Source organism: Niabella agricola, assembly GCF_021538615.1.
GTDB lineage: Bacteria > Bacteroidota > Bacteroidia > Chitinophagales > Chitinophagaceae > Niabella > Niabella agricola.
In genome coordinates this window covers 3,270,889-3,293,613 of the sequence record NZ_JAJHIZ010000003.1, presented here as the reverse complement: position 1 = coordinate 3,293,613, position 22,725 = coordinate 3,270,889, and the positions used below count along the sequence as shown (strand labels likewise).

23 protein-coding genes are annotated in these 22,725 nt (G+C 43.7%); 11 read left to right on the top strand and 12 right to left on the bottom strand.

Annotated elements, in window-relative coordinates; genetic code table 11:
* Positions 1-23: 23 nt before the first annotated feature.
* The 5 genes from LL912_RS19155 to LL912_RS19135 form a co-directional block, all read right to left on the bottom strand.
* A complete protein-coding gene (locus LL912_RS19155) occupies positions 24-770 on the bottom strand; it encodes a hypothetical protein (protein ID WP_235555215.1) in 747 nt (248 codons plus the stop codon).
* Positions 771-1,433: 663 nt separating this feature from the next.
* Entirely contained in the window at positions 1,434-2,036 is a 603-nt protein-coding gene (locus LL912_RS19150; RefSeq protein ID WP_235555214.1) for a hypothetical protein, read from the bottom strand.
* A gap of 165 nt (positions 2,037-2,201) precedes the next feature.
* Positions 2,202-3,062, bottom strand: coding sequence for a heparin lyase I family protein (locus LL912_RS19145; protein WP_235555213.1), 861 nt, complete (start codon positions 3,060-3,062; stop codon positions 2,202-2,204).
* A 469-nt stretch (positions 3,063-3,531) separates the two neighbouring features.
* The gene (locus LL912_RS19140; RefSeq protein ID WP_235555212.1) at positions 3,532-4,176 is read right to left on the bottom strand and encodes a hypothetical protein; all 645 of its coding nucleotides are present in this window, start codon (positions 4,174-4,176) and stop codon (positions 3,532-3,534) included.
* Positions 4,177-4,400: 224 nt separating this feature from the next.
* On the bottom strand, positions 4,401-4,862 hold the full coding sequence (locus tag LL912_RS19135) for a hypothetical protein (RefSeq protein ID WP_235555211.1): 462 nt from the start codon (positions 4,860-4,862) through the stop codon (positions 4,401-4,403).
* Between the two features lie 422 nt (positions 4,863-5,284).
* Here LL912_RS19135 and LL912_RS19130 point away from each other — a divergent pair, with 422 nt between their 5' ends.
* From LL912_RS19130 to LL912_RS19115, 4 genes are all read left to right on the top strand, one after another.
* On the top strand, positions 5,285-5,506 hold the full coding sequence (locus tag LL912_RS19130; protein ID WP_235555210.1) for a helix-turn-helix domain-containing protein: 222 nt from the start codon (positions 5,285-5,287) through the stop codon (positions 5,504-5,506).
* A gap of 174 nt (positions 5,507-5,680) precedes the next feature.
* A complete protein-coding gene (locus LL912_RS19125; RefSeq protein ID WP_235555209.1) occupies positions 5,681-6,376 on the top strand; it encodes a TIGR04255 family protein in 696 nt (231 codons plus the stop codon).
* 10 nt (positions 6,377-6,386) lie between these two features.
* Positions 6,387-6,965, top strand: a complete 579-nt coding sequence (locus LL912_RS19120; RefSeq protein ID WP_235555208.1) for a hypothetical protein — start codon at positions 6,387-6,389, stop codon at positions 6,963-6,965.
* A gap of 11 nt (positions 6,966-6,976) precedes the next feature.
* The gene (locus LL912_RS19115) at positions 6,977-7,615 is read left to right on the top strand and encodes a hypothetical protein (protein WP_235555207.1); all 639 of its coding nucleotides are present in this window, start codon (positions 6,977-6,979) and stop codon (positions 7,613-7,615) included.
* A 137-nt stretch (positions 7,616-7,752) separates the two neighbouring features.
* Here LL912_RS19115 and LL912_RS19110 read toward each other — a convergent pair whose 3' ends face one another.
* The 5 genes from LL912_RS19110 to LL912_RS19090 form a co-directional block, all read right to left on the bottom strand.
* Positions 7,753-8,391, bottom strand: coding sequence for an SLATT domain-containing protein (locus tag LL912_RS19110; RefSeq protein WP_235555206.1), 639 nt, complete (start codon positions 8,389-8,391; stop codon positions 7,753-7,755).
* Between the two features lie 146 nt (positions 8,392-8,537).
* Complete coding sequence (locus LL912_RS19105) at positions 8,538-9,728, bottom strand: PIN-like domain-containing protein (protein WP_235555205.1); 1,191 nt, start codon at positions 9,726-9,728, stop codon at positions 8,538-8,540.
* A gap of 69 nt (positions 9,729-9,797) precedes the next feature.
* Positions 9,798-10,898, bottom strand: coding sequence for a YbjQ family protein (locus tag LL912_RS19100; RefSeq protein WP_235555204.1), 1,101 nt, complete (start codon positions 10,896-10,898; stop codon positions 9,798-9,800).
* Between the two features lie 233 nt (positions 10,899-11,131).
* Entirely contained in the window at positions 11,132-11,614 is a 483-nt protein-coding gene (locus tag LL912_RS19095; protein ID WP_235555203.1) for a hypothetical protein, read from the bottom strand.
* Between the two features lie 8 nt (positions 11,615-11,622).
* The gene (locus LL912_RS19090) at positions 11,623-12,192 is read right to left on the bottom strand and encodes a hypothetical protein (protein WP_235555202.1); all 570 of its coding nucleotides are present in this window, start codon (positions 12,190-12,192) and stop codon (positions 11,623-11,625) included.
* A 223-nt stretch (positions 12,193-12,415) separates the two neighbouring features.
* On the opposite strand from LL912_RS19090, the gene LL912_RS19085 reads away from it, so the two are divergent.
* The 4 genes from LL912_RS19085 to LL912_RS19070 all read left to right on the top strand — a co-directional run bounded on the left by LL912_RS19085 (position 12,416) and on the right by LL912_RS19070 (position 16,890).
* Positions 12,416-12,745, top strand: coding sequence for a nucleotide pyrophosphohydrolase (locus LL912_RS19085; protein ID WP_235555201.1), 330 nt, complete (start codon positions 12,416-12,418; stop codon positions 12,743-12,745).
* A gap of 24 nt (positions 12,746-12,769) precedes the next feature.
* Positions 12,770-14,734, top strand: a complete 1,965-nt coding sequence (locus tag LL912_RS19080) for a DUF2075 domain-containing protein (protein WP_235555200.1) — start codon at positions 12,770-12,772, stop codon at positions 14,732-14,734.
* 26 nt (positions 14,735-14,760) lie between these two features.
* Entirely contained in the window at positions 14,761-15,474 is a 714-nt protein-coding gene (locus LL912_RS19075; RefSeq protein ID WP_235555199.1) for a hypothetical protein, read from the top strand.
* 307 nt (positions 15,475-15,781) lie between these two features.
* Positions 15,782-16,890 (top strand): IS3 family transposase gene (locus LL912_RS19070; protein ID WP_406603616.1). Its coding sequence is split into 2 segments (ribosomal slippage): positions 15,782-16,034 and positions 16,034-16,890, totalling 1,110 coding nucleotides; the frame shifts between segments, so codons are not numbered across the junction.
* Positions 16,891-17,079: 189 nt separating this feature from the next.
* On the opposite strand, the gene LL912_RS19065 is transcribed toward LL912_RS19070, so the two are convergent.
* On the bottom strand, positions 17,080-17,952 hold the full coding sequence (locus tag LL912_RS19065; protein WP_235555197.1) for an alpha/beta fold hydrolase: 873 nt from the start codon (positions 17,950-17,952) through the stop codon (positions 17,080-17,082).
* Positions 17,953-18,606: 654 nt separating this feature from the next.
* Between LL912_RS19065 and LL912_RS19060 the strand changes: the two genes are divergently transcribed.
* From LL912_RS19060 to LL912_RS19050, 3 genes are all read left to right on the top strand, one after another.
* Complete coding sequence (locus LL912_RS19060; RefSeq protein WP_235555196.1) at positions 18,607-19,167, top strand: helix-turn-helix transcriptional regulator; 561 nt, start codon at positions 18,607-18,609, stop codon at positions 19,165-19,167.
* 74 nt (positions 19,168-19,241) lie between these two features.
* Positions 19,242-19,658, top strand: coding sequence for a hypothetical protein (locus LL912_RS19055; RefSeq protein WP_235555195.1), 417 nt, complete (start codon positions 19,242-19,244; stop codon positions 19,656-19,658).
* Positions 19,659-19,978: 320 nt separating this feature from the next.
* On the top strand, positions 19,979-20,782 hold the full coding sequence (locus LL912_RS19050; RefSeq protein WP_235555194.1) for an energy transducer TonB: 804 nt from the start codon (positions 19,979-19,981) through the stop codon (positions 20,780-20,782).
* Positions 20,783-21,105: 323 nt separating this feature from the next.
* Here LL912_RS19050 and LL912_RS19045 read toward each other — a convergent pair whose 3' ends face one another.
* Complete coding sequence (locus tag LL912_RS19045; RefSeq protein ID WP_235555193.1) at positions 21,106-22,659, bottom strand: HEAT repeat domain-containing protein; 1,554 nt, start codon at positions 22,657-22,659, stop codon at positions 21,106-21,108.
* Between the last annotated feature and the right edge of the window lie 66 nt (positions 22,660-22,725).

The following is a 22,725-nucleotide window of genomic DNA, read 5'->3' as shown; positions in this document are numbered from 1 at the left end:
AAACAGTATAACATTATAAACGCTTAAGGCAAGTCAATGATCCGGATGGTCATCGTATTGGTGAGTACACCTTTGCCAAATTTATCCCAGAAGCGTACCCGTACTTTATATTCCTGTTCCCAGTCCATGGGCTTGCCGGTATTAACGGTACAACGCAGGTAATCCAGCTGGCGGGCATCAAAAATATCGGCACCGGCAAACAGGTCCGGTTCGTTCATCAGTACTTTTCCTTTGGAATCGCTGATGGTAAGGGCACAACCAACGGATACCTTGCCGCCCTTTGCCACCAGTCCTTTTACACCGGTATTGATGATTTCGAAAGATGCCCCCAGCGGAATATCATGATGCCCCAGTACCTCCTTGTTCATGATCACGCGGCTTTTGGCAGTGGTGATGCCCTTCCATTGCGTAACCAGCCCGGTGCCGGGTTGCATGCCCGTGGGCTGTGCCTGGCAGCTATACAGAAAGCCAGCCAACAGTATCGCCACCAATGCCGTTTGCAGCCAGCCGCGGCGGCTTGTTTGCACCCGGCTTTTCATAAACAGCCTTGCCCATTTCACGAAGGGTACGCCGGCAAGCGCCGGCAAGGTGGTCAGCAGCCAGCCGGTGCCGATGTAGTTGCATAAAATGCGCAGGTCTTCCAGCGGACTAAAATCCATACCATAAAACACCAGGCGCAGCGCCCCGTAAACAGGTAGTGAAAATACCAGGCTTTTTAAAAATGTAGCCTTTAAAAATCGAAGCAGGGGCCTCTTCAGCAGCGGGTTCATATCGTTTGTTTTATCTGTTTTTGTTTGATGACACAAAACTCTTATCCCGCGTGGCTTTTGACAAATCTATTAGAATGAAGTGCTGAAACCGTGTATTGAAGCGTATGGAAATGGAAGCTGAAGGAAGTAGTGGCTTCTCTTCAATAAGTGAACAGATCCCTCCACTCATCCGCCACCGCGGATTCGGTCGGGATGACGGAAGAAGGCTCCGGTTGCTGATTGTGATTATACGATAAAGCCTCTTTGTTCCGTCATGCCGAGCGCAACAAAGTGGAGCCGAGGCATCTCTTCCGCCTAAGGCAGATCCCTCCGCTCATCCGCCACAGCTGATTCGGTCGGGATGACGGAAGAAGGCTCCGGTTGCTGATTGTGATTATACGATAAAGCCTCTCCTCTTTGTTCCGTCATGCCGAGCGCAACAAAGTGGAGCCGAGGCATCTCTTCCGCCTGAGGCAGATCCCTCCGCGCGTCCTGCGGACTTGGTCGGGATGACAAAAGTGTGTGTTGGCTTTACAACCAGGATCCCGCTGTAATGTCTATTCCCTTGGTTTCGTCATGCCGACCGCAGCGCAGCGGAGTGGAGGCATCTCTTCCGCATGGAGCGGATCCCTCCGTTCATCCGCCACGGCGGATTCGACCGGGATGACGAGAGCGGGACTGTGATCACTCGCTTTCAACCGCAATCAGTTCCTGTAGTATTGTCTTATCGTTTTTATACATTTCAAAAGCGCCGATGTTGGCCACCACAAAACTGCGTAAATAATCATTGGGCCCTTCTTCATGGTTGGTGGTTTTGCTTTTGTTATTATGCCCCAGCGACTGTATCGTTCTTATAGGACCCCAGGGAAAGCCCCACCAACCCAGCAATAAGGTTATGGTGATCGCTTTGCCATTGGCTTTATCCAGGCAATCCGGACAGGCGATCTTTAATTTCCTATTTTGAATGGTTACCACAAGAATACTGATGGTACTGCTAATAAACCCGGCGTTTAGCGGAGTAGCGGTGCTCCCCCACTCCGGGCAGTGTAAACGACGTACCAGGTTACAATAGGCATCAATTTCTTCCAGGCTGTGCTGCTTATTTTGTGCCTGTACCGCATCTGCGGCGGCTGTGCCCAGCTTACGTTTTTCCAATTCCTGTTGTACAATTTGCTGAGCTTCCGGTGTCAGCCCGGCTGCATCGTGCAGGGCAATGCGCATCAGTTCATCATTATCCAGGTGCTGATAGTATTCCTGCACCTGTTCGGTATCCAGTCCTTTGCTCATAAGATAGTCTTACGTTTTGTTGATTGTTTTTAATAGCGTTCCGGCACTAAAGTAAATCAATTTAAAGCAAATCTGAATAAACCGGGAGCAGTTACCTTTTAAGCTTCAATAAGAAAGCCGTCCTGTTGCCCGGACGACCTTCCTTTTTATATAATGCCCGCTTGCTTAGTTCAACGCAATAATCCGTACATTATCATGATAGGCAATACGGGTACCGGTATCGGGTCCGCCATACAAGCCCCATTTGGGATAGCCGAAGGCGCCGCCACCCGATGTGCCCGTTCCGGTATAGGTTCTCAAATTGGTACGTTCCCTGCGCAACGTATAACCCGTTTCTCCGGGCAACTGGGTATATACCTTTATATAACCGGTACTGTCTGTGGTCCATAGTACATCAATGCGGAAGTGGATCCACTGGTTTACATAGGGCCGGTAGTCGGATACTACGGCAAAGGTTTGCGCATCCGCCTCGCGTATAATAATCCCGTTCCTGCGCACCCGTATCATAACCGGTACATAGTAGTCGCCGCTTACCCGGCACTGAAACAGGTTGCCCCCGTCTACAGGATTCATGCCGTTCCAATCCGGCCAGTCTTTCAGCAATACACTGAATTCATAACGGCGTTCCTGGCCCGGTACAAAATTGGCAGCCGTTACCAGTCTTGCGGTGGTTTCACTGCGGTAGGCCCCGTCAGACATATAGGCACTGTCGCCAAACACCACCTTATGGGCAACGGCATACGTGCCGCCAGCCCCGGGCGATACCATATAGGCGGCATCGGCGGCCGGTGCATCCGTTGCGGTAAGACCGGTAATGCCCGAGTTGGTAGTACCATCCTCATACGTAGCGTTGAGCAGGGTATCTCCCACGGAAAAAAACGTGCTGCCCGTTACCATACTTTTTCCCGGGTTGCCGTTTTCCGGCCCAGCCGTAACAATGGTGTTGCCGGTACGGGTGCAGGAAGCGGCAAGGAGAAGCATGGCGGCAGCGCCGCGCGCTGTAACACAGCGGAATTGTTTGTTCATTGTTTTGATTTTTTAGGTTTAGAAATATGAATGAAAGACCTTCCAGGTCCGGTAAAATGACAGGAGATCGTTATCGTTTTTTCAAAAACGGGTATCAGGCAACCCGGTATCTAAAATAATCCATATCTAAGGCCGGGGCTTTCAAAATGGGTGATTGTATTTTAGGAATGGGTGAATTTCTGGAGTGTTTCCGGGGTGTGGGCAGGCTGGCGCAACAGGCAGGGCCTTCCAGTTCGCGGATTCCCTTTGGTAAAAGGCGATTATGGTCGTGCCGGCCGGAATAGCAACATCGCGCCAACGCACGAGATCCCTCCGCTCATCCGCCACGGCGGATCCGGTCGGGATGACGCAAGAAGGCTCCGGTTGCTGATTGTGATTATACGATAACGCCCCGCCACTTTGTTCCGTCATGCCGAGCGCAACAAAGTGGAGCCGAGGCATCTCTTCCACCTGAGGCAGATCCCCCCACTCATCCGCCATAGCGGATTCGGTCGGGATGACGCAAGCGCGTCCCGGTGCGTGAAGACACGCACCAGCATGTAGCACGCAACCTACTCCACCTCCCACGCCGCAAGAGCCAGGCCGCTTCCAGCAGTTTAGTGAGATAAAACCAATGCGAGAACAGGTCCACCACCACCGGCAGGCTCCAATGGGTGAGGGCATGGTACAGTACCAGGTGCAGTTCGGAGTTCCAGTCGTCACAGCTTTGGTAACCGAAAAATGTTTTTAGTACTTCCTGCAGGTTGGCATGTTCCGCTTCGGATATAAAGTAGGAGGTATAACTGGTTTGTTCATAGGGCAGATTGCTTTTGAGTACGGACAGGTAGGCGGGCAGCCCGGCCACGGGTTCCGGCTCCGGATGGGTATAAATATAATGCGCTGCGGTTATTACGGAGTTAATGGCCATAAAGGCGCAGCACACGCGGTACACGGGTATATCCGTTTGCGGCTGTTCCCGTTCCATAAACAGCAATACATGCTGCAGTATTTTGCGCAGCTCATGAATTTTACCCGCATGGCTAAAGCAGAGGTAAAACGCGCGGTAGGGATTGGTGGTGGCTTCATTGCACCAGAATTGGGTGTGGAAGGGATCAGGGGTTCTGGGGTTTTTCATATGTTGTTGTTTTGGGGTGAAGGTTTTTCTTTCGTCATTTCGACCGGAGCGCAGCGTAGTGGAGAAATCTCTGAAGTATTATTAGCGCCAGCGCAAGCTGCTGCTCTTTGGGGGGACATGCAGACTTGGGGGACGGGCAGGCCGATGCCGGCCGTTGCTGTAGTAGCGGCCGGCTCTTTGGAAGGGGAAGACCTGTGAGGTCTAACGCCTACCGTGTACAGACCTCACAGGTCTGGCGTGCCGGGAAAGGCGGTTATGATCTCTCCCGCGGCATCCGTAATTACGGTTATAGTACTAACCGGCTGGCCGCGGTTGTTATACCCGATGGTGGCCCCGGTATCATATACGCGCTGGCAATGGCCACCGGGTTGCGGCTGCTGCGTTTGCTGGGCGGCATCTTTTATAGCGGCTACAATGGCGGGTATGGGTATGGTAAATTTGCCGGCCAGGGGGTGGCGGGGCACTTTGTGGTAGTGGCGCTCTAAGATATGCGCCAGGGCCTTTGCGCTGAGGTACCAGCTTTTGCGCAGCAGCTTTTTACGGTTTTTTACGGGTAGCTGACGCAGATGCTCCCCCTGCAATTGTTGCAGCCAGGTTTGGATATCTGCCAGTAAAAAGAGCACGGGCAGCCATTGCTCTTCATTAAAGGGGTGGGTGTTTTGTGTAGGTGTAGGAACGGCGTGCATAGCGATTGGTTTTAGCAACTGATAATTTTTTAAGCCGGACCACCACACGCAAAAAGAAGCGTGGGTTAGTCCTTATTGTTCCTAAAGGGCTACGACACCCCGACAACGAAATAAGAACGCCCACGCTTTAATCTTTAAATATATGCTATATACAATAAAGAAAAACATGAGCGATTTACCTTATCATCCCGTCGTCGTAAAAAGTCGTAGAATTTAGGAACGGAAATAAAGCAAATACGCTAAGTATTTTGCAGTCTATTGCTAAGTACTATTTATCCAAAAGTGTTTCATGGCTTATTTATTTTTTAAAGACTTTCTGTACGAATTTACAGTAAGTCTGACAATATTTCCAAATAATTTTTCGATTTTCTGGAATTATTTACATTAAATCATTAATTATTTCCAGAAACTATTGAAATCCAATGACAAGACTTGGAGAATATTTACAGGCCCGATCGACTAATAAGTCAGAAGTGTCCCGAAAAACCGGTTTAAGCAAACCTCGTTTGAGTGAATTAACCATTAACCCAACAGCCAAATTAAGAGCGGAGGAACTTTATCTTATTGCATTGGCGATTGGTGTAAAGCCGGGTGAATTGTTGGAATATGTATGCGAGGGGGTGAAGCTGGTGGAGCAGAAATAAGTATTTATGCGAGAAATAGTGCATTATAAACCATAAAACGAGTTATTAACATTCTGCTTAAATTATTGGAAAATAGCCTATTATTCATTAAAACGATCTCTTTAAAAATCTTTTGCATACCTTTGCAGCCGTTATTAAAATAACAAGGCTTATATTTATGTACACGTTCACTATATGAGACTGCCGAAAGAAATATCTCCCGACAGCATAAAAGATTCTATAGTTGAGATAAGGTATGCCTCTAAACTTCCTTTTGAAGTATTACTGGGAATATTTTTTCAATCGTTAGATGACTCGTATACATACACTGTTAGGCAGGTTAGTGCTGATAGAATAAACATTAGTAATAGTCCGCTGTTTTATAATAAGACAATTAAATTTGAGATATTACCTAATACTATCGTTTTTAATTGTTTAGACAAATATATTGGATGGGATGCATATCACATCGAAATTAAAAAAGTATTAGAACAGCTTACTACAACAAACAATATAGAGACTTTTAACAGGATAGGGATCAGATATATCAGCCAGTATAATAATACTGACTTAACAACAATTACCAAGTTCGACTTTAAATTTGGTTTACCTGATGTAAAATCAGATAATTATAGTTTCAGGTCTGAGTTTAGTACAAGTGAATTTCGGACTATCTTGACTCTTGTCAATGGGTTTCCGATAGTACTCCCAAATTCAACTGAAGCTTCAACGATAACAACAATTGATATTGATGTTATTAAAGATAAAATAAGTATCAAGGAAGTTGATGAAGTGCTTAAATTAATTGGTGATGCTCATTTGTATCAAAAGACAGTTTTTTTTAGTATCTTGAAAGAAGATTTTTTAGATACTCTGAACCCTGTTTATTAAATCTTTTTTTATGCCAGTTCCTGCAGAAGCAATAGAATTACAAAAGCAACCATTCCATTATCAATGGAATGCAGAAGTAAAGGATAGACCTAAACAAGCAACAGGTGAAGGCCTATACAATTATTTGCCCTCTAAAATTGGAGATGATTTTTTTCATAGCGCACTGAAAGAATATTATACTACCAACCAACAGGAATATTTTGATATTGAACGGAATGCAATCAACAAGAAATTCATAAAATACGAAAAGTCATTTCTTGCCCAATTTGAGCAACTGAAGCATCATTTTAATGAAATTTCCCAGGAGGAAATTAAGGGATTAATGAATAACTCATTGAGTTTTTTATTGGAATTAGAACCGGATATGTTAGGCCTAGAACTAACTTCTGACAAAACAATATTTTATACCTTCAAAAAGGATAATTATATTATTTATATAAATCACTTTGCTGATTTAGAAGAAGAGGATGCAGAATTAACCCTTACAATTTTTGAAGGAAACACGAAACTACCAAGTTTTGCAGGAAACATTGAATCAGTAAAACAGAAGATGAATACTATTTTTTTAATTGAAGCCTTTGCTGTTTGATCTGTTGATTGATGAACTATCCTGTTGAGATTTTACCAAACCCAAACTACAAATTAATAGATTGCGATCTATCAGAATACTTTTTGATTCGATACACTAACTCTTCTGATCCAGAAACAATATGGAATAAAGAATTAAATCAGATTCGTCAGGAGGCTGTGTGTTCACCATCTGAACACGTTAATGATCTATCAACAAGTTTATTAAGTATTTTTGAGATTAAGCACATTCCAATAGAACTAACTCCAGCAGGAAAGGATAAATATGCCGCCTATTGTGCCCCGGATATTGAAGTTGCTCCACCTGTATACAGCACTCACTTTATCCCAAACAATGAAAGAGGATTTTGGACAGTTTTAATCAATGCAATACAAGATCAGGTAGCAGAATATTCTTTTGGTGATAGGGATGGTATATTTAAGGCAATATGTAAAGTTGTACATACACCGACTAAATGGAATTTTTGGCATTTTTCGATTCGTTGGCATATTACTGATAACAACGCTTTTTTAAATGATATTGACGATTTAAAAGAACAGAAGAAAATTATTAAACGCCTCAAAAGTGAAGCACGAGCATTGATTGCTAAGTTTGCCTCAATAGAAAAACCAACCTATAACCAGTTAGACAAAAATTGCTTCTCAGTTTAAGTATATTGATTAACAAAAAATTGCATTTGCAGAAATCTTTCTGTACATGGCCTGTCCAAAATGGCAACCAATACATCCGAATTAGAAGTAAACCATGAGAATTGAGCGGTCTGGATTAATGAAAAATGCGGTCTTGGTTATTTTACCATTAGATATATTAATATTGGCGGAACTATAATCAGAAAGTGATACAGAAATATTGAGCTAAAATAATACCGAAGGTTTACAAATAGGATATCAACCTTACTTAACTTGAAATAATCATTTTTAGTTGTCTGAAATTTCAGAAAATCAATAAAATGATGATTTTCATATTTTTTCAAAACTATTGAGTACTCTTCAGAAAGTTGCTCAGATAACTTATTTACTTCTTCCGCGGTTTTAGAACTGGTCTTTAGAGATCTGAGTTTGTTATATAAATCACCAATTTCTAATGCACAATCATGGTGTTTTTCGGCTCTTAGTCTATAATCATTAGCGCCTTCAAGCTGGCTAAAAACTAAAATCAATATTGACAGACCTGTTGAGATAAAGGCCAATTGATCGGGCGTTATAACAACTTTAGTCTCAATCTTAAAGACGCTAAGCAAGCCTACTATTATTAAATACCCTGATAGGAACCCTATAGAATACGAAGATAATCTATTCATTTTTTTTAATCGGTGACTCGCTACAAATCTGGCTCCTTTTGTTGTCCAGAATTTGTAATTCAACTCCACACTAAAATCTTTGTCCAAATAAAGTTGCCCGGATGTCGTTTTGATGTCTTCTCCCATGTTTCTCTGTAAAGGAATAAATATAGTTTATTAGTCGCTGAAAATGCCCTCTGTGTTAACATACGTTAACCTAATAATATAGCGAACTTATTTTCTATTCACAGCGAGTTCTACGACGTTTTTGCTCGGCTTATATACTTCCCTATTTAGCTTACGCTGTCATTTGTATTTATATCATCATTTCGGTTTTCATTAAAATCAAATTTAGGAATAGATTTGATCGCATCTTGCAACTCCGCAGCCGCATTCATAGTTTTTAAGTAAATGGCGATCTGCTCCTTGTGGTTTATTAAATCTCTCATTGAAATGTTGTCAAGTAAATTCAGCCCTTTTACTTTATCAATGAGTTTATATTTCTTCATAAAGTCTGAAGCTGAGAAGGTACGCCCTATATTTTCTGAGATTTTGTTGGAATAATTTATTTTAAGGAAATCATTTAGTTTCAGATTTGTTTTGATAACATCAAAAATTCTATCATCATAAAACTTTTGGGCTTCTTCCTTCCGAATTTCCCTTACCTCATCAATTGCTTCTTGCTTTACCTCTTCTGTTTTTGATGCAAACTCCAAAAATCGATCCGGTGTATAAAGATGAAATGATTGTCCCGTTTCGCTGAATAACTCTTGGGACAATTCTTGTCTGGGAGATACTGTTTGACCATGAGCTCTAAGCCACCAATCTTCTTTTAAGTCATCAATGATTAAAATAAATGGCTTTTTATCCTCCCCTGCCTTTCTTATTAATTCCTTCCAGATAATTAAATCTCCATACTTGTTTTCACTTTTGTCGTTGTCCTTATATCCCGGAGGCATCTTTTTCCGATATCGTACTTCTCCCTCTTTTTCAACCTCCAGTATTTCACTGGAGGTAAAGGCAGAGCCCACCTTTTTCTCAAAAAGTGCTGAAATTTTTGATAGAATATTATCATCGGTCAGCAACCTTTTATAATAGTCTTTTTTCTTCTCGAGGTCTTTAATTGTTTCGGCTATTGTATTCTCAAACTTTAAAAGAACCGACTTACTTAAATGAGGTGTTTTCAGATTTTTTACTATGTCATTTTCTAATTTTTTAAAAGCTTTTATGGTTTCCTCGTAAATCTGAATCTGTTCGGAAATGACTGTTATTCTATTTTTATGAAATTCAAACGCTGAATGATTAGTTAACCATAACTGTGTAGAATATTTTTGAATAACTCTTAAAAGCTCTTTTCTCGTTTCCTCTGAGTATCTATATATGTTAAAGAGTACATTCGTATCAAGTGAAATGAACCCACTATTCCATATGTTTTGAATTTCCTTATCAGTTAATTTATAATACCCTCTAAATAATTCTTTCATTAAAAAAACTATTAATGCATTAAAAAATAAATATGCAACATCACCATTTGCATAAATTTGAATGGCGCTTTAATTAAGACATTTTACTAGTAAACCCACTTTATTGTTTATAAGATCCAAAGCAGCAGCTGGCCCTGTCTCATTATTAGTAAACCCATAAATATCCTTTCCACAGTTATCACAAACAACTCCCATTTCAATATTGTTCTTTTTACATTCACAATTCCACACTTCTCTTTCCTTTGAAGATAGCAATTGTTTTTTCATAACACGCATGCCTCTTTCTTTAAAAACCGACTCAATGATCTGCTTAATATGTTCAAATTGCCGGAGGTCTTCTTTGTCATAATGGGGTTTGTCGAATGTTGCAATTTTAAGTCCCACCTTTTGTTTATTGAAATCGTTATGTTCAAGAAGCTGGCGGCAACGGTCAAAATCAAGTAAATGAAGCTGCTGTAGGATGTTGCTGATTTGTTTAATAAACTCCGCGTTCGCATGCTGTTCGATTGCAGAATACAGAAGATCTATTTTCGTTTCATGTGGTAAGGCATCTATATACCGCGTCAAAAACTCCTGATATTTGGTCTGAGTGGCCGTTGCTATTTCTGTAGAAGCCAGAATGGAGCTACATTTTTTAAACAGATAGGGAGCAACCTCCGTAACCTGATGCGCGGTGATAAGATTCCATATATCATCTGTAAGACGAAGCGTTTCAGCATTCGCTTCCTCAATAATGGATTTTCTTTTATTTAAAAAAGTAAGCCTATCCAGGCTAACGATATCTGGGTTGTGTTCAAACTGGGTTACACGCGGAATATTTTCTGTACCTTCTTCTAAAACGGCAGCAGTACCTACCGCCGTGATCATAAACATAGACTTCCCGCCTCCGGATATTTCGTCAATATCTATTTTAAGCCCCAATATGCAATTTGCTCCAATATTAAATGCGGCGGCTTTAATGGCTTCGATCGCCTCATTATATATTGCCGACAACTCTCTTTGATATGTTTGCGATCGACCGCCAAAAATATCAGAAAAAGATGCAAAAAGATCTTTGAACATATTTGTTCCCGCTACAACATGTGCAGAAACCGGCTTTAAATAGCTTTTTATTTTTCTTCCCTCTATTGAAGAAGTTGTAAGTACTAAAACGTCTCTTTTCGATCTCATTTGATTAGATAGTTACAATAAACTGACTCATATACAGACTATTAAAAACAAATAACGGCAGGGCATTTGCGCAGTTGGTGGTTGCTTCATTAATAGTCTGGCCTTCCTTGGTATCATAAAAATAATAAAAAGATGATAAACCGTCGTTTCCTGCGTCGCACTACATTAAAAAAAACTGTAGGATTACAGCTATATCGCCTTGCCCGATGTAGGAAACTACTCCTATTATCTTTCTAGTTTATTTGTATTTCATCTACCTTACTCTCCCATGCATTATTTTCATAGTAACTCAATTTACTATATCCATTTACTCTGTTATAAGTATAAACAGCCTTAATATGTTGTAGTTGCTCCTGTTCTATAAACAATGCAGTAACAGGGTTGTTAGGAAACACTGCGTTTTCCTTTTTATCGAAAAATACAATTATATGGAACATCCCATCTGTGAATTTAGCTTTTTCATTTGAGCAGAACTGCTTTAACTGCTCAACGGATACTGTATCTCCAATCGCATACAAAAGCATTTCGTTATAGTTGTCTCGTCCATTTGTAAATGGCTCCCGCTTTTTATCCATATAAAGAAAACCTGATTTTTCCTGTTGCATATTTTGATTGTTTTCAGTAATTGGAATATTTTGTTCAGGCTCTGCTTTGGGCGCCGGATTTGAACAAGCCGTAAGCAGTAGTAATAAAATATAATAATAACCTTGTCTCATTGGTTTGTTTATTGTTTTAAAGTTTCCTTTTTAAGCTCATCAATCTTATTCTTTGCTTCTATAAATGCAGTTTCTATTACATCAGCATTATTAATAAACAGGGTATTATCTGACCCATATTTTTCCAGTTTAATATACCATGTAGCTTTCCCCTTTCTAATATAATAACCTACCTGAAGACCGTCATCTGTTACAAATTTATTTTCCATATAGTCGGGATCAGCTCCGATGTCATTACTAACTTCCACTTTTAGTGCCTTTACGGCCCTTAACAGTTCAAGAAGGTCACTATATTCAATTGAGGCCGTGGTACCGCCATAGCTGTCATACTTTTTAATTTGATAAAAATAGCCATTTAGCGAACCGCTTGAAATCTTTCGGATTCTTGTCTCTGGTATGGCATCGTCTGTTTTAAAACTGGGGAGCCTATAATCTACAAATCTGATTATGCTACCTGTTTTTGAGGCGAAGGCATCCATTTTGGTTTTAACGGCTTCTCCTTCTTTTTTTGCTTCCTGCCCATAGGAAGTAATTGTAATAAAGGCAATGGCTGTAATAGTCGATAATCTTTTAAGCATTTTATCAATAATTTATTTGGGGCGAAGGTTTATATTTTATTGCTGAATTCCTTACGGAAAACCGTATGGACATATGCCCGTACAAGACATCGGAGAGATCCCTCCGCTTGCCCGGTCGGGATGACAAAAAGCTGTTTGCCCTACCCTAACGGGAGCTAAAAGACGCTGCCCAACACCTCTTTTACAAGGTTTTCTCTTCCAAATTTGCTAAATTCGGGACCATATGCAAGATATTGACACCATAATGCAGCATCTTTTAGCCTTCAGGGATGCACGGGACTGGGACCAGTTCCACAACCCCAAGGACCTTGCCCTGGCTATTAATGTAGAGGCCGGCGAACTGCTGGAACTATTCCTTTGGAAAACGCCGGAGGCGGCCAACCGGGATAAGGTAAAGGAGGAGCTGGCGGATGTGCTGGCTTTTGCCTTTTTGCTGGCCAACAAATATGGCTTTGATATAAAGGAAATATTGCTGGAAAAAATAGCCGCCAACGATAAAAAATACCCGGTGGATAAGGCCAAAGGCACTGCCAAAAAGTATAATGAACTATAGCGCTTTTATAAAAACGCCAACTGCATGATTGTATACCAGCGTACCAAGGAAGGTTTTAGTAATGATGTGCTCACCAACAGGATCGATGTTATTATTGCCGGAGCCATACGCCAAAAAACGGGTAAGGAAATAGGTGATAGCGAGCTTAAATCTTTTAAACACTCGCTGGCTTATATGGATAAAGTGTTGCATGACCGGGATATACCGGAAAACTGCGGCATATCCGTAGAATACCATATACCCCAAACCTGCAAACGGGTAGATTTTATTATATCCGGTACGGACGGCAAGCAGGAAAATGTAATTATTATAGAATTAAAACAGTGGTCAAAAGCCTGGCTTACCGACCAGGACGGGGTTATAGAAGCCAAGTATAAAGGTGGCCGCAATGCTACTAGCCATCCCTCCTATCAGGCATGGTCCTACGCAGCACTGCTCCAATCTTTTAACGCCACGGTGGAGGAAGAGCATATCAACCTGCACCCCTGCGCCTACCTGCACAACTACCCACCGGACGATGTAATAACCAATAACTTTTACAACTACTATATAGAAAAAGCTCCCGTGTTTTTACAACCGGATGCATTGAAGCTGCGCGCCTTTATAAAGCGCTTTATGAAATATGGGGATACCTCCAATATTATCGCCCGTATTGATAATGGCAAAATACGCCCCTCCAAAACCCTTGCAGATAGCCTTAGCTCTATTATGAAGGGCAATAAGGAGTTTATCATGATCGATGATCAAAAATTGGTGTATGAGCAGGCGTTGGGGCTGGCCAAACGATCGCATCCCCAAAACAAAAATGTACTGATCGTAGAGGGCGGACCGGGCACCGGTAAATCTGTAGTGGCCATAAACCTGTTAGTGGAGCTGAACAAGCGGGGGCTGATGACGCAGTATGTAACTAAAACCAGCGCGCCGCGGGAAGTGTATTTTGACAAGTTGCAGGATGTACGGCGCATGGCGGAGCTGAAGAACCTGTTTGTAGGATCGGGATCATTTATGCGGGCGCCTAAAAACGCCATGGCGGCACTTATTGTAGATGAAGCACACCGGCTTACAGAAAAAACCGGCTTTTTAAAACAGGGCGATAACCAGATACGCGAGATCATTAATACCGCTGCCTTTTGTGTATTTTTTATAGATGGTGACCAACGGGTACATATCGATGATTATGGAACAACGGAGCGTATAGAACAGCTGGCGGTAGAAGTCGGGGCACGGGTGCATAAAACAAAGCTGGACTCGCAGTTTCGCTGCAATGGATCTGATGGGTACCTGGCCTGGCTGGATGATGTACTGCAAAAACGGGATACGGCCAACTATGCGCTGGATACCGTCGGTTTTGATTTTGAATTTGAAGTAGTGGATAGCCCCGACGAACTGCGGGACCTTATTTTTGAAAAGAACAAAATAAATAACAAGGCAAGGCTGGTGGCGGGTTATTGCTGGGACTGGAAGAGCAAAAAAGTGCCGTTGGCCAATGATATTGTTTTTCCGGATGATGATTTTCAAATGCAATGGAACCTGAGCAGTTATGGCTCTAAGTGGATCATAGACCCTAATTCTGTAAACGAAGTGGGTTGTATACATACCTGCCAGGGGCTGGAAGTAGATTACGTGGGCGTTATTATTGGCGATGACTTAATTTACCGCGATGGAAAGGTATTGGTAGACCCCGCTAAACGTTCAAAGGACGATAAATCCATTTTCGGATATAAAAAGCTGATGAAAGACGACCCGGAAGCTACCCAGGAGTTGCTACGGGCCATCATTAAAAACACCTACCGCGTGCTGATGACCCGTGGCATGAAGGGCTGCTATGTGTATTGCACGAATAAGTTTCTGAGAAATTACCTGAAATATCGCCTGCGTATACATTCTATGAATTGGGAACAAACTACCGAACCGGGCTTACCGATGGCTGCGGAGGACCCGGCGGAGTATAAGACGAAGAGGGGAAATAATATACCCGGAAAACTATAGTTTTTGAGAAATACAATGGCGCTTTTATGATGAAACATCTTTTTTTATTGCTTTGTTTTTTTACAACAGTTTGCCATTGTGTTCATGCTCAGAAGGATTCCCTGCCGGTGTTTAACAAAAAAGATTACGCGCGCTATTGCGTTATAGCAGATAGCATTGTCCGGCTGTATTATGGAGATGATATGTTGCCGTTTATAACTAAAGATTCTGCCCGCAGCTATTACAGAACGCTAAAGGCTCCGGGCGGTGGCATTACGAGCACCTTTGACAAACCGCTGCCGTTTGAACCGGAAATGTTTTGCTTCTGGTATTATTTTAAACCTCTTTCACTTAAAGGCGATTCGGTAGAAATCAAATTTTACATTCATAAAAACGGTACGCTAATGACTGGGTTTGTACCGGAAGGGCTGTTTGACATGCGGGGCATTGACCGGTTTGACGCCATTACATCCTATAAAGCCCTTGAAATAGCCCAACAGTTAAAAATAAAACGACCACTAAATCATTATGAAGTATCGCTGGGCTGGTATGAAGCGCAGATTTCCGATGAAGAATTTAAAAAATACCAACAGTCGAAGGACCTGCGGGATTTTGTAAAGGGTCGTATTGTATGGCTAGTAAAAAGCATGTATAAAATACCAGCAGATGGGGATGAAACTCCCAATGGAGAAACTTACCTAATTGACGTACTAACCGGAAAACTGCTGCAAGTATGGGGGCACGCTGTTGACTGGGGATAGCGGCGGCTTTGTTACTTGGCTTAACATATTTTGCAGATACAATAATTACAGAAGCCTCTTTAGGTAGCACCCAAGTTACGGGCATACACCGGCCGGGAGGCCCGCGCAAGAAGGGTGCTATTTCGGGGGACAGGAAGACCTTGGAGGACAGAGCGCGCTATGTATGGGGCCGATGGCCCCCTTGGGTTAGTGATAGCTGATGCATATTCCACCGCACAAGAGTGCGACGCAACCGGGCTGCTGTAAGTATCCCTAAAAACCAGACAGTTTAAAATTAGAGAGATTTACTAAATTTAAACTGTAAAAAATGAAAAAGACAAGATTCACAGAGACACAGATTGTTTCAGTCTTAAAGCGCCAGGAAGGCGGTATACCGACCAAAGAACTCTGTCGTGAACTGGGTATATCCGAAGCCACTTTCTACAATTGGAAGAGTAAGTATGGCGGCATGGAAGCCTCAGATGTGAAGCGCATGAAAGAGTTGGAAGAAGAGAATGCCCGGTTAAAACGCATGTATGCGAACCTGGCAATGGATAACGAGATATTAAGGGATTTGTTCTCAAAAAAAGGCTGGGCCCTGCCACCAAAAGGCAATTAAGCAAGGAGCTTGTAAAGGAGCGAAAGATACCGGTGAGCCGGGCCTGTAAGATAATCTCATTACCACGATCCCAATATTATTATGCGTCAGTCAAGGACGACTCAGCAGTAATAGAAGCCTTGCAGGAGTTGGCATTTGCCCATCCATCGTATGGCTTCAGGAAGCTCTTTGCATATTTACGGCGCTCAGGAAAAAACTGGAACCATAAAAAGGTTTATCGTGTGTATAAGCAGTTAAAACTTAACAAAAAGCGCAAGGGTAAAAGAAGACTCCCGGCACGTATAAAACATCCCCTGCAACAATCCGAAACGGTAAATAAAGTATGGAGTATGGATTTTATGAGCGATAGCATGACAGGTAACCGGAAGTTCAGAACCTTCAATGTAATCGATGATTGCAGCCGGGAGGCATTGGCTATTGAAGTGGATACCTCAATATCTTCAAGGCGGGTGATCAGGACACTCAACAGGGTTATCGAAAGCAATGGTAAGCCCATGGCCGTAAGAGTGGATAATGGTCCGGAGTTTACCTCAAAGGATTTTGAACTGTGGGCGAAGGGACAAGGGATTAGTATCCTGTATATCCAACCCGGAAGGCCCATGCAAAACGGCTACATTGAACGATTTAACCGACTTTACAGGGAAGCTGTATTGGATGCATATTTGTTTTTTGATCTCTACCAGGTAAGGGTACTAACACAGGAATGGATGGAAGAATACAATCACAAAAGACCACACGAGTCACTGGACAACCTGACACCGCTTGAATACAAAAAGTTGGCTGGTGAAAAGAAAAATACTCAACTTATAGCTGTCTGAAAAAGGGGGTACTTACACTGCCATACGCACTGCAGCCGGGCTAATGAAAATCCGTAGAGATCCCTCCGCTCGCCCTGCGGGCTCGGTCGGGATGACGGCGATACGCTGCCCTGCGGACCCGGTCAGGGTGACGATGATACACCGCACTGCGAGCCCGGTCAGGATGACGATAATACCGATGCCCCTCGCCTACTTTAAAAAACCGTTGAGGAGGTTCAACAACGTGGTGGTTTGCTCCATAAGGCTTACATGCCCCTGCCCGGGTACAATGGCCAGCTGGGATGCGGGGGCGGGACCAAAACCGGCTACCACATTGCCGCCCAGCAGCTGGTAGGTTTTGATGAGCTCCAGTTTATCCAGCCCGTCGTTATCGCCGGCAATGATGAGCACGGGGGCGGTAATTTTTGCAATGTTGGCATCGCCCAGGTTAAAGGGCCGCTGGGCGGAGGCGATCATCTGCTGCAGGAAGGGGATCCATTTGGTGGTATCCGGCGCCACGGCATTGTAGGCGGTGTGCATGGGCGATTGATCAAAAAACTCGGGCTTCATTTGTTTAAAGGCGGCGTTTACCTGGGGTAGCCAGCCTTCACTTTTATAAGTGGCGGAAATGATGACGAGTTTTTTTACGCGCGTTGGATGCTGTATGGCAAACTGGTAAGCGATGGCGCCGCCAAAGCTGTAGCCGGCTACATCGGCACTGTCTATATGCAGGTAATCCATTACGCCGGCCACATCGGCGGCCAGGGTGGCGTGGGATAAGGGCCGATCGGAGTACGGGGTGTGGCCATGCCCCTGCAGCTCCAGGGCAATGACCTTGCGGGTTTTGGACAGGTCGGGAATAAGCTGGCCCCAGTTACCGTCGATAGTCATAAAGGCCCCGTGCAGTAATACCAGGGGCTGGCCCTGGCCATATACCTTGTAATAAACCTTGATACCCTTGAGGGGCGCATAGCCGCTGTCGGCCGGGGTGGGTTGTGCCTGTGATGTTGCTGCTGTAAGCATAATAATGATGATTAAAAGTAGGGGGTTGAAAATATTGCGGGAATTCATGCTCTTTTTCATAACGACTGTTTTTGCGTTGTATGCCTGTTTTAATTGACCACACAAAGATGGATGGGATTGGGGAATTGGATATTGGGGGAAAACGACAAGTTTGGGGGTGAATTTTGCAGGAACAAACACGGGATGGTATTAGCCCTGGTAAGTTACGGAGGCGCACGTGAAGATTTGTTCTCACGGATGCCGCAGATTAGCACACCTAGATAGATTAGGTGTTGCGCTGAGACCTTCTGTTGGAAATCTTTGAGCAATCTTAATCCGGACACGCCAGCAGGCCCGCGCGGGAAGGAAGCACTCATGCACAGGGGATGAATGGCGCCGTTTTAACAAGCCCTTATCACTCATACATACAAAACATTAATAATTTGTAGTAGATTTAAAACAGAGGATTTATAACCATTCTGCGAGCTGCTTTTGGTTTACCCTCCTTATTAATAACCTCATTAAAAATAAAAGTGATGACTGCAACCATTAAAACCGCCTCCCCTTCAAAAAAGCCCGGCTGCAATTTTTGTGAACGAAAAAACTGTGAATGAAAATGCTTTTCACAAAAAATGCTTTCACAAATTGTGAACGTCCGGTGCGTAAATTTTTAAAAAATTTGCGGATCGTTCATTCACAACCCGTATGTTGAACAACCGTTAATCTATAAGAACTATGAAATCTTTAAGAAAGCAACTGCACCTTACCCAGCAGCAACTGGCCGCCCTTATTGGCGTATCTACCAGCGTAATTTGTATGTATGAAAAAGGTCAACGCAACCTGCCGGCAAAAGCCTCGGCCATGATAACCCAATTGCAATTACAACTGCTGCAACCGCAGCGGCTAAAAGCCGTACCCGGCCGGCAAATGCTGGCGCGCCAACAGGCCCATTTACTGAAGGTGGAAAAAGTGCTGAGCCTGCATGCTCGTAAGGCTGCAGCGGATGCACTACGCATTAGTTTAACCCTTAGTAAAATGCAGGAACGCTACCTGCTGCTTACGCAAAAACTGGCCCTGATACAGGAACTGATAGCGGCCGCCGCTCCGGCTACCCGGCAAATGAGCCTGCTGCAAAATATGGAGGTAGATGTACTGGATGCGCTGGACCGCTGCGGCCCGGCAAGGCAACTGGCGGCGGAGTATAAACTGGCTACATTGAAGGCGCGCCAGCAAGCTGCCTTGCAAATGCAGGGGCTGGTGCAACAACGAAGCCGGCTGTTAAACAATTTAAAATAGCAGTGGCAGCCGTTTGAATGTGCTGCAAAGCGGGCTAGGTTTGAGGTATTATTTCACGCTTAAAACGTATAAAAATGCCCAATTATTCCACCACGCAACTGACAACTGTTGCTGACTGCGATGCAGTACTTAGCATTGCCACCAAAGAACAAAAAGACCTGGAATGGAAAAAGCTTTCTATTGAAAGGCAAAAGGAGATTTATGCAGAAAACTCCGTTGAAATTTCTGCCGAACTGGCTGCCAAGCAGGCAGAGCTGACTACGCTGGACACCATTATTGCCGGGCTGCCGGAGGGTGAGCTAAAGGAGGAGAACATTAAAAAGCGGAAGCGCACAGAGTACAGCATTTTTTTGCTTACAGATCGTAAGGCCAACTATGGCGCCGTAGCGCTGTTGGAAAAGGAGTACGACCTGCAGCGGGTGCTGCGGGAGCTGGATGAAACGGATGCGTTTATTACCGAAGTGCAGGCCCGGAAGAGCACGATGGTATAAGCTCCCCTGGAAAAAGCCGCCTGATGAGGGCGGTTTTTTTGTGTCCGCCTCCTGCACCGGAAGAAGTACCTGCTCACCATTTGGATAATAAACTGAATTAAAATTTAGTTGCTAATGATTACTTGACAACGGCTGCAGATGGTAAAGATTACAGGGCAACTTCAATAACACCTGTGCGGGTTTGTTAAATAACTCAATACACTTTGCAGGTGCAGCAATTAAAAGAATCGTTTTAAATAATTACCGGGTTACGGGAATGCATGGGCCGGAAGGCCGGTACAAAGAGGGATCTCCTTATTTTTGCAAAAATTAATTGCATTATGAAAAAGACTGGTTTTTGTTTATTGCTAATCTTACTAACACTTATGCGCTACGTGCCTGTAGCTGCACAAAGAGTTTTGGAGCCCGAAGTATTTACAATAGCAGAAGAGGCCCCGGAGTACCGGCTGGACTATGACAGCTGGATACAGTACCTGGCAAAGAATTTAGATGCCGGCCTGCCATTCAGGAATGGCGCTCCTCAAAAAACCTATAAGGTGGTTATTCAGTTTATCGTGGAAAAAGATGGCCGTGTTACCGATGTAAAACCCTTAACAAAAGGCGGGTATGGTATGGAAGAAGAAGCCATGCGGGTAATTACCGCCAGCGGCAAATGGATACCGGCACGGCAGAACAAGGTAATTGTACGGTGTTATAAAAAAGAAACGCTCATATTTGATAAGGAAAACATATACACGGCTTATTCAAAAAAGTACCCCTCAGCCAACGTGCCGGTAGATGCCCGAACGGTTCCGTTACCCGGTATTTTAACAGATCCTGATAAAAACGCCTTTTACCCGGGTGGTCCGGATGGCTGGATCCGGTTTCTTCAGCGCAACCTTAAAGCTGCCGTTCCAGCCAAAAATGGCGCAAATAACGGCGTATACCGTGTACTTATTCAATTTATTGTTGATGCAGATGGAACCGTGTCCGATATACGGCCGGTAACATTTGAAGGGTATGGAATGGAGGAAGAGGCCATTAGGGTGATTAAAAAATCGGGCAAATGGAGCCCGGCCATTATAAACGGCAAACCTGTAAAAACATACAGCGTAATATCGATTCCGTTTTTTGTATCAAAATAAGCGGCTTACGGCGGGAATTGCTTCGCCAGGTTTAACCCGGCACTTCCGATAATTACCGTATAACGAAGGCAACAACCTGTTGCTCCTATTTACCGCGAAATGAAGGAAACGTAGTGCGCGGTACATATTTCCAGAAAAACAGGATATAAAGTGCAGCAACAATGAGCGCCGTCCAAAAAACAATTTTTTCCAGTTTTGACAGTTCATTGGGGTCCTCTTGCTGCGTTTGCTTTGGCCTTGGTCTTTGCTGCGTCTGTTGGGCTTGCTTTTTCTTTTTCCGCATCACGTAGAAACTGTTTTATTAAACACCAGATGATTTGTAATTATGGCGAATGTGCCATAATTAAGCGTCCGATTAGCAATATAACAAATTTACATCTTCCCGAATAAAGCGATGCAAAGCTGGTTTCATTGAAGATAGAAGCGCAGGTTCTGTAAAGGATCTGTTTAAAATAGCCGTGGGTCTTATGCAGTGCAGCAGCAGTATCAAGCATTTGCAAGGCGCGTGCCCGGTCTTCCGCTGCTGGTGTGGAGTACAGTGAGGTGGCATTTGCCCGCCACTTTTCAATGCAATGTGCTGCCCACTCCCGCACGGATGCATCCTCATCAACCGTACCCCGGATAAGGTCTGCAATTACAGACCAGCCACCTATATTGCTAAAAAGCGTAAGCATATCCTTTTTTTGTTCCCTGCTCCCCTCGTTGTAAATGACCCGCGCTTTCTCCAATGTTTGCGCATCTCTGAAGCGCGCCAAAAAATGAAGAATGTTTTTGCCAAGACCATCCCGCGTACCACCAAGGTTGGATAATGCAAAATCATAGGCCGCTTGCGGATCCAGCATTTGAAGCGTGAGAAATGCCGATTTACGGATTTTTGTTTTTGAGTGAGACAGATATGGTTGCCCTGCGGCCACATACTGTTTTGCACCGGTCTCTGCCAGCCCCGCAAGTGCCCCGGAAACCTGAATACCTTGTTGCAGTTGCTGATTGTAAAAGTCTGCAAAATGAATGCCTGCTTCTTTTAACGTAAACCGGGCAAAATATCGTACAGAGGCGGAACTGTCCGCCAGATACGGCAACACCATTTCCTGAAATCCGCCTTGGGCTTTAAGACAATAAAGCGCGTGCAGTCTTATTTTGGCGGATTTGTCATGTAACAACTGCTCCCTGTCTTGTTGCCGGAGGTTATCAAAATGATCGAGCGCCAGGAAGCGGATCAAAAAGTGCCGGTCTGTAAGCAAGAGCTCCGGCACGGGTGAAGGCTCCGTTAGGGATGCGGAGAGGTGTTTTGCTAAAATGAGCCTCGATTTGTCGGCGTATTTTTTAAAATTTGAAACGACATGATCCCTGTTTGTAAAAACGAGGTAATGCAATACATCCTGGTAAACCCCGTTGAGATTGGTGCGGGTTGTCTGCTGCAATCCTTCAAAAACGGGAAGATTATCAATAAGCGCATCTAAATAAGGAAGTATTTTATAGCTTTCAATGCCTTTGAGGGCCGCTTGCCGGATGGGCTGTACCCAATCTGCCAGCCGATAGACGAGAAAAGGGATTGCATCAGGATGGTTGACCAATACCAGCTTTTTAACAGCTTTTTCCCGGATGCGGCCATTGCCATTTAAGGATGCAATGGCCAGCAACTGCACATATTGCTCCGGAGGAAAACAAACCTGGTAAAAATCGATATCCTCTTTAGAAATATTACAATGCCGCAATGTATCATAATACGCGTTTTTGCCCCGGATCTTTTTAAATAGCCGGATGATTGTTTGGCAGGTGGCGGTTCGTAGTTCATCATTGCTGCTTTTAAGGAAGGGGACTAAACTATAAATAACACCGGGCGTTCCATTGATGGCGATTTGTTGGAGCGCATCCATCTTTTCGGTTATGTTAGGCTTCTGAAAGAACCAGCGCTTTCCAGGTTGCTTTAAAATTTGTATGTG

Excerpts from the sequence above, each read along its gene's own strand:
- LL912_RS19120 (WP_235555208.1), top strand. The coding sequence starts at position 6,387 with ATGCCAGTTCCTGCAGAAGCAATAGAATTACAAAAGCAACCATTCCAT.
- LL912_RS19065 (WP_235555197.1), bottom strand. The coding sequence starts at position 17,952 with ATGAAAAAGAGCATGAATTCCCGCAATATTTTCAACCCCCTACTTTTA.
- LL912_RS19135 (WP_235555211.1), bottom strand. The coding sequence starts at position 4,862 with ATGCACGCCGTTCCTACACCTACACAAAACACCCACCCCTTTAATGAA.
- LL912_RS19155 (WP_235555215.1), bottom strand. The coding sequence starts at position 770 with ATGAACCCGCTGCTGAAGAGGCCCCTGCTTCGATTTTTAAAGGCTACA.
- LL912_RS19115 (WP_235555207.1), top strand. The coding sequence starts at position 6,977 with ATGAACTATCCTGTTGAGATTTTACCAAACCCAAACTACAAATTAATA.
- LL912_RS19140 (WP_235555212.1), bottom strand. The coding sequence starts at position 4,176 with ATGAAAAACCCCAGAACCCCTGATCCCTTCCACACCCAATTCTGGTGC.
- LL912_RS19055 (WP_235555195.1), top strand. The coding sequence starts at position 19,242 with ATGCCCAATTATTCCACCACGCAACTGACAACTGTTGCTGACTGCGAT.
- LL912_RS19060 (WP_235555196.1), top strand. The coding sequence starts at position 18,607 with ATGAAATCTTTAAGAAAGCAACTGCACCTTACCCAGCAGCAACTGGCC.
- LL912_RS19045 (WP_235555193.1), bottom strand. The coding sequence starts at position 22,659 with ATGGATGCGCTCCAACAAATCGCCATCAATGGAACGCCCGGTGTTATT.
- LL912_RS19100 (WP_235555204.1), bottom strand. The coding sequence starts at position 10,898 with ATGAGATCGAAAAGAGACGTTTTAGTACTTACAACTTCTTCAATAGAG.
- LL912_RS19080 (WP_235555200.1), top strand. The coding sequence starts at position 12,770 with ATGATTGTATACCAGCGTACCAAGGAAGGTTTTAGTAATGATGTGCTC.
- LL912_RS19110 (WP_235555206.1), bottom strand. The coding sequence starts at position 8,391 with ATGGGAGAAGACATCAAAACGACATCCGGGCAACTTTATTTGGACAAA.
- LL912_RS19085 (WP_235555201.1), top strand. The coding sequence starts at position 12,416 with ATGCAAGATATTGACACCATAATGCAGCATCTTTTAGCCTTCAGGGAT.
- LL912_RS19075 (WP_235555199.1), top strand. The coding sequence starts at position 14,761 with ATGATGAAACATCTTTTTTTATTGCTTTGTTTTTTTACAACAGTTTGC.
- LL912_RS19150 (WP_235555214.1), bottom strand. The coding sequence starts at position 2,036 with ATGAGCAAAGGACTGGATACCGAACAGGTGCAGGAATACTATCAGCAC.
- LL912_RS19050 (WP_235555194.1), top strand. The coding sequence starts at position 19,979 with ATGAAAAAGACTGGTTTTTGTTTATTGCTAATCTTACTAACACTTATG.
- LL912_RS19090 (WP_235555202.1), bottom strand. The coding sequence starts at position 12,192 with ATGCTTAAAAGATTATCGACTATTACAGCCATTGCCTTTATTACAATT.
- LL912_RS19095 (WP_235555203.1), bottom strand. The coding sequence starts at position 11,614 with ATGAGACAAGGTTATTATTATATTTTATTACTACTGCTTACGGCTTGT.
- LL912_RS19125 (WP_235555209.1), top strand. The coding sequence starts at position 5,681 with ATGAGACTGCCGAAAGAAATATCTCCCGACAGCATAAAAGATTCTATA.
- LL912_RS19145 (WP_235555213.1), bottom strand. The coding sequence starts at position 3,062 with ATGAACAAACAATTCCGCTGTGTTACAGCGCGCGGCGCTGCCGCCATG.
- LL912_RS19105 (WP_235555205.1), bottom strand. The coding sequence starts at position 9,728 with ATGAAAGAATTATTTAGAGGGTATTATAAATTAACTGATAAGGAAATT.
- LL912_RS19130 (WP_235555210.1), top strand. The coding sequence starts at position 5,285 with ATGACAAGACTTGGAGAATATTTACAGGCCCGATCGACTAATAAGTCA.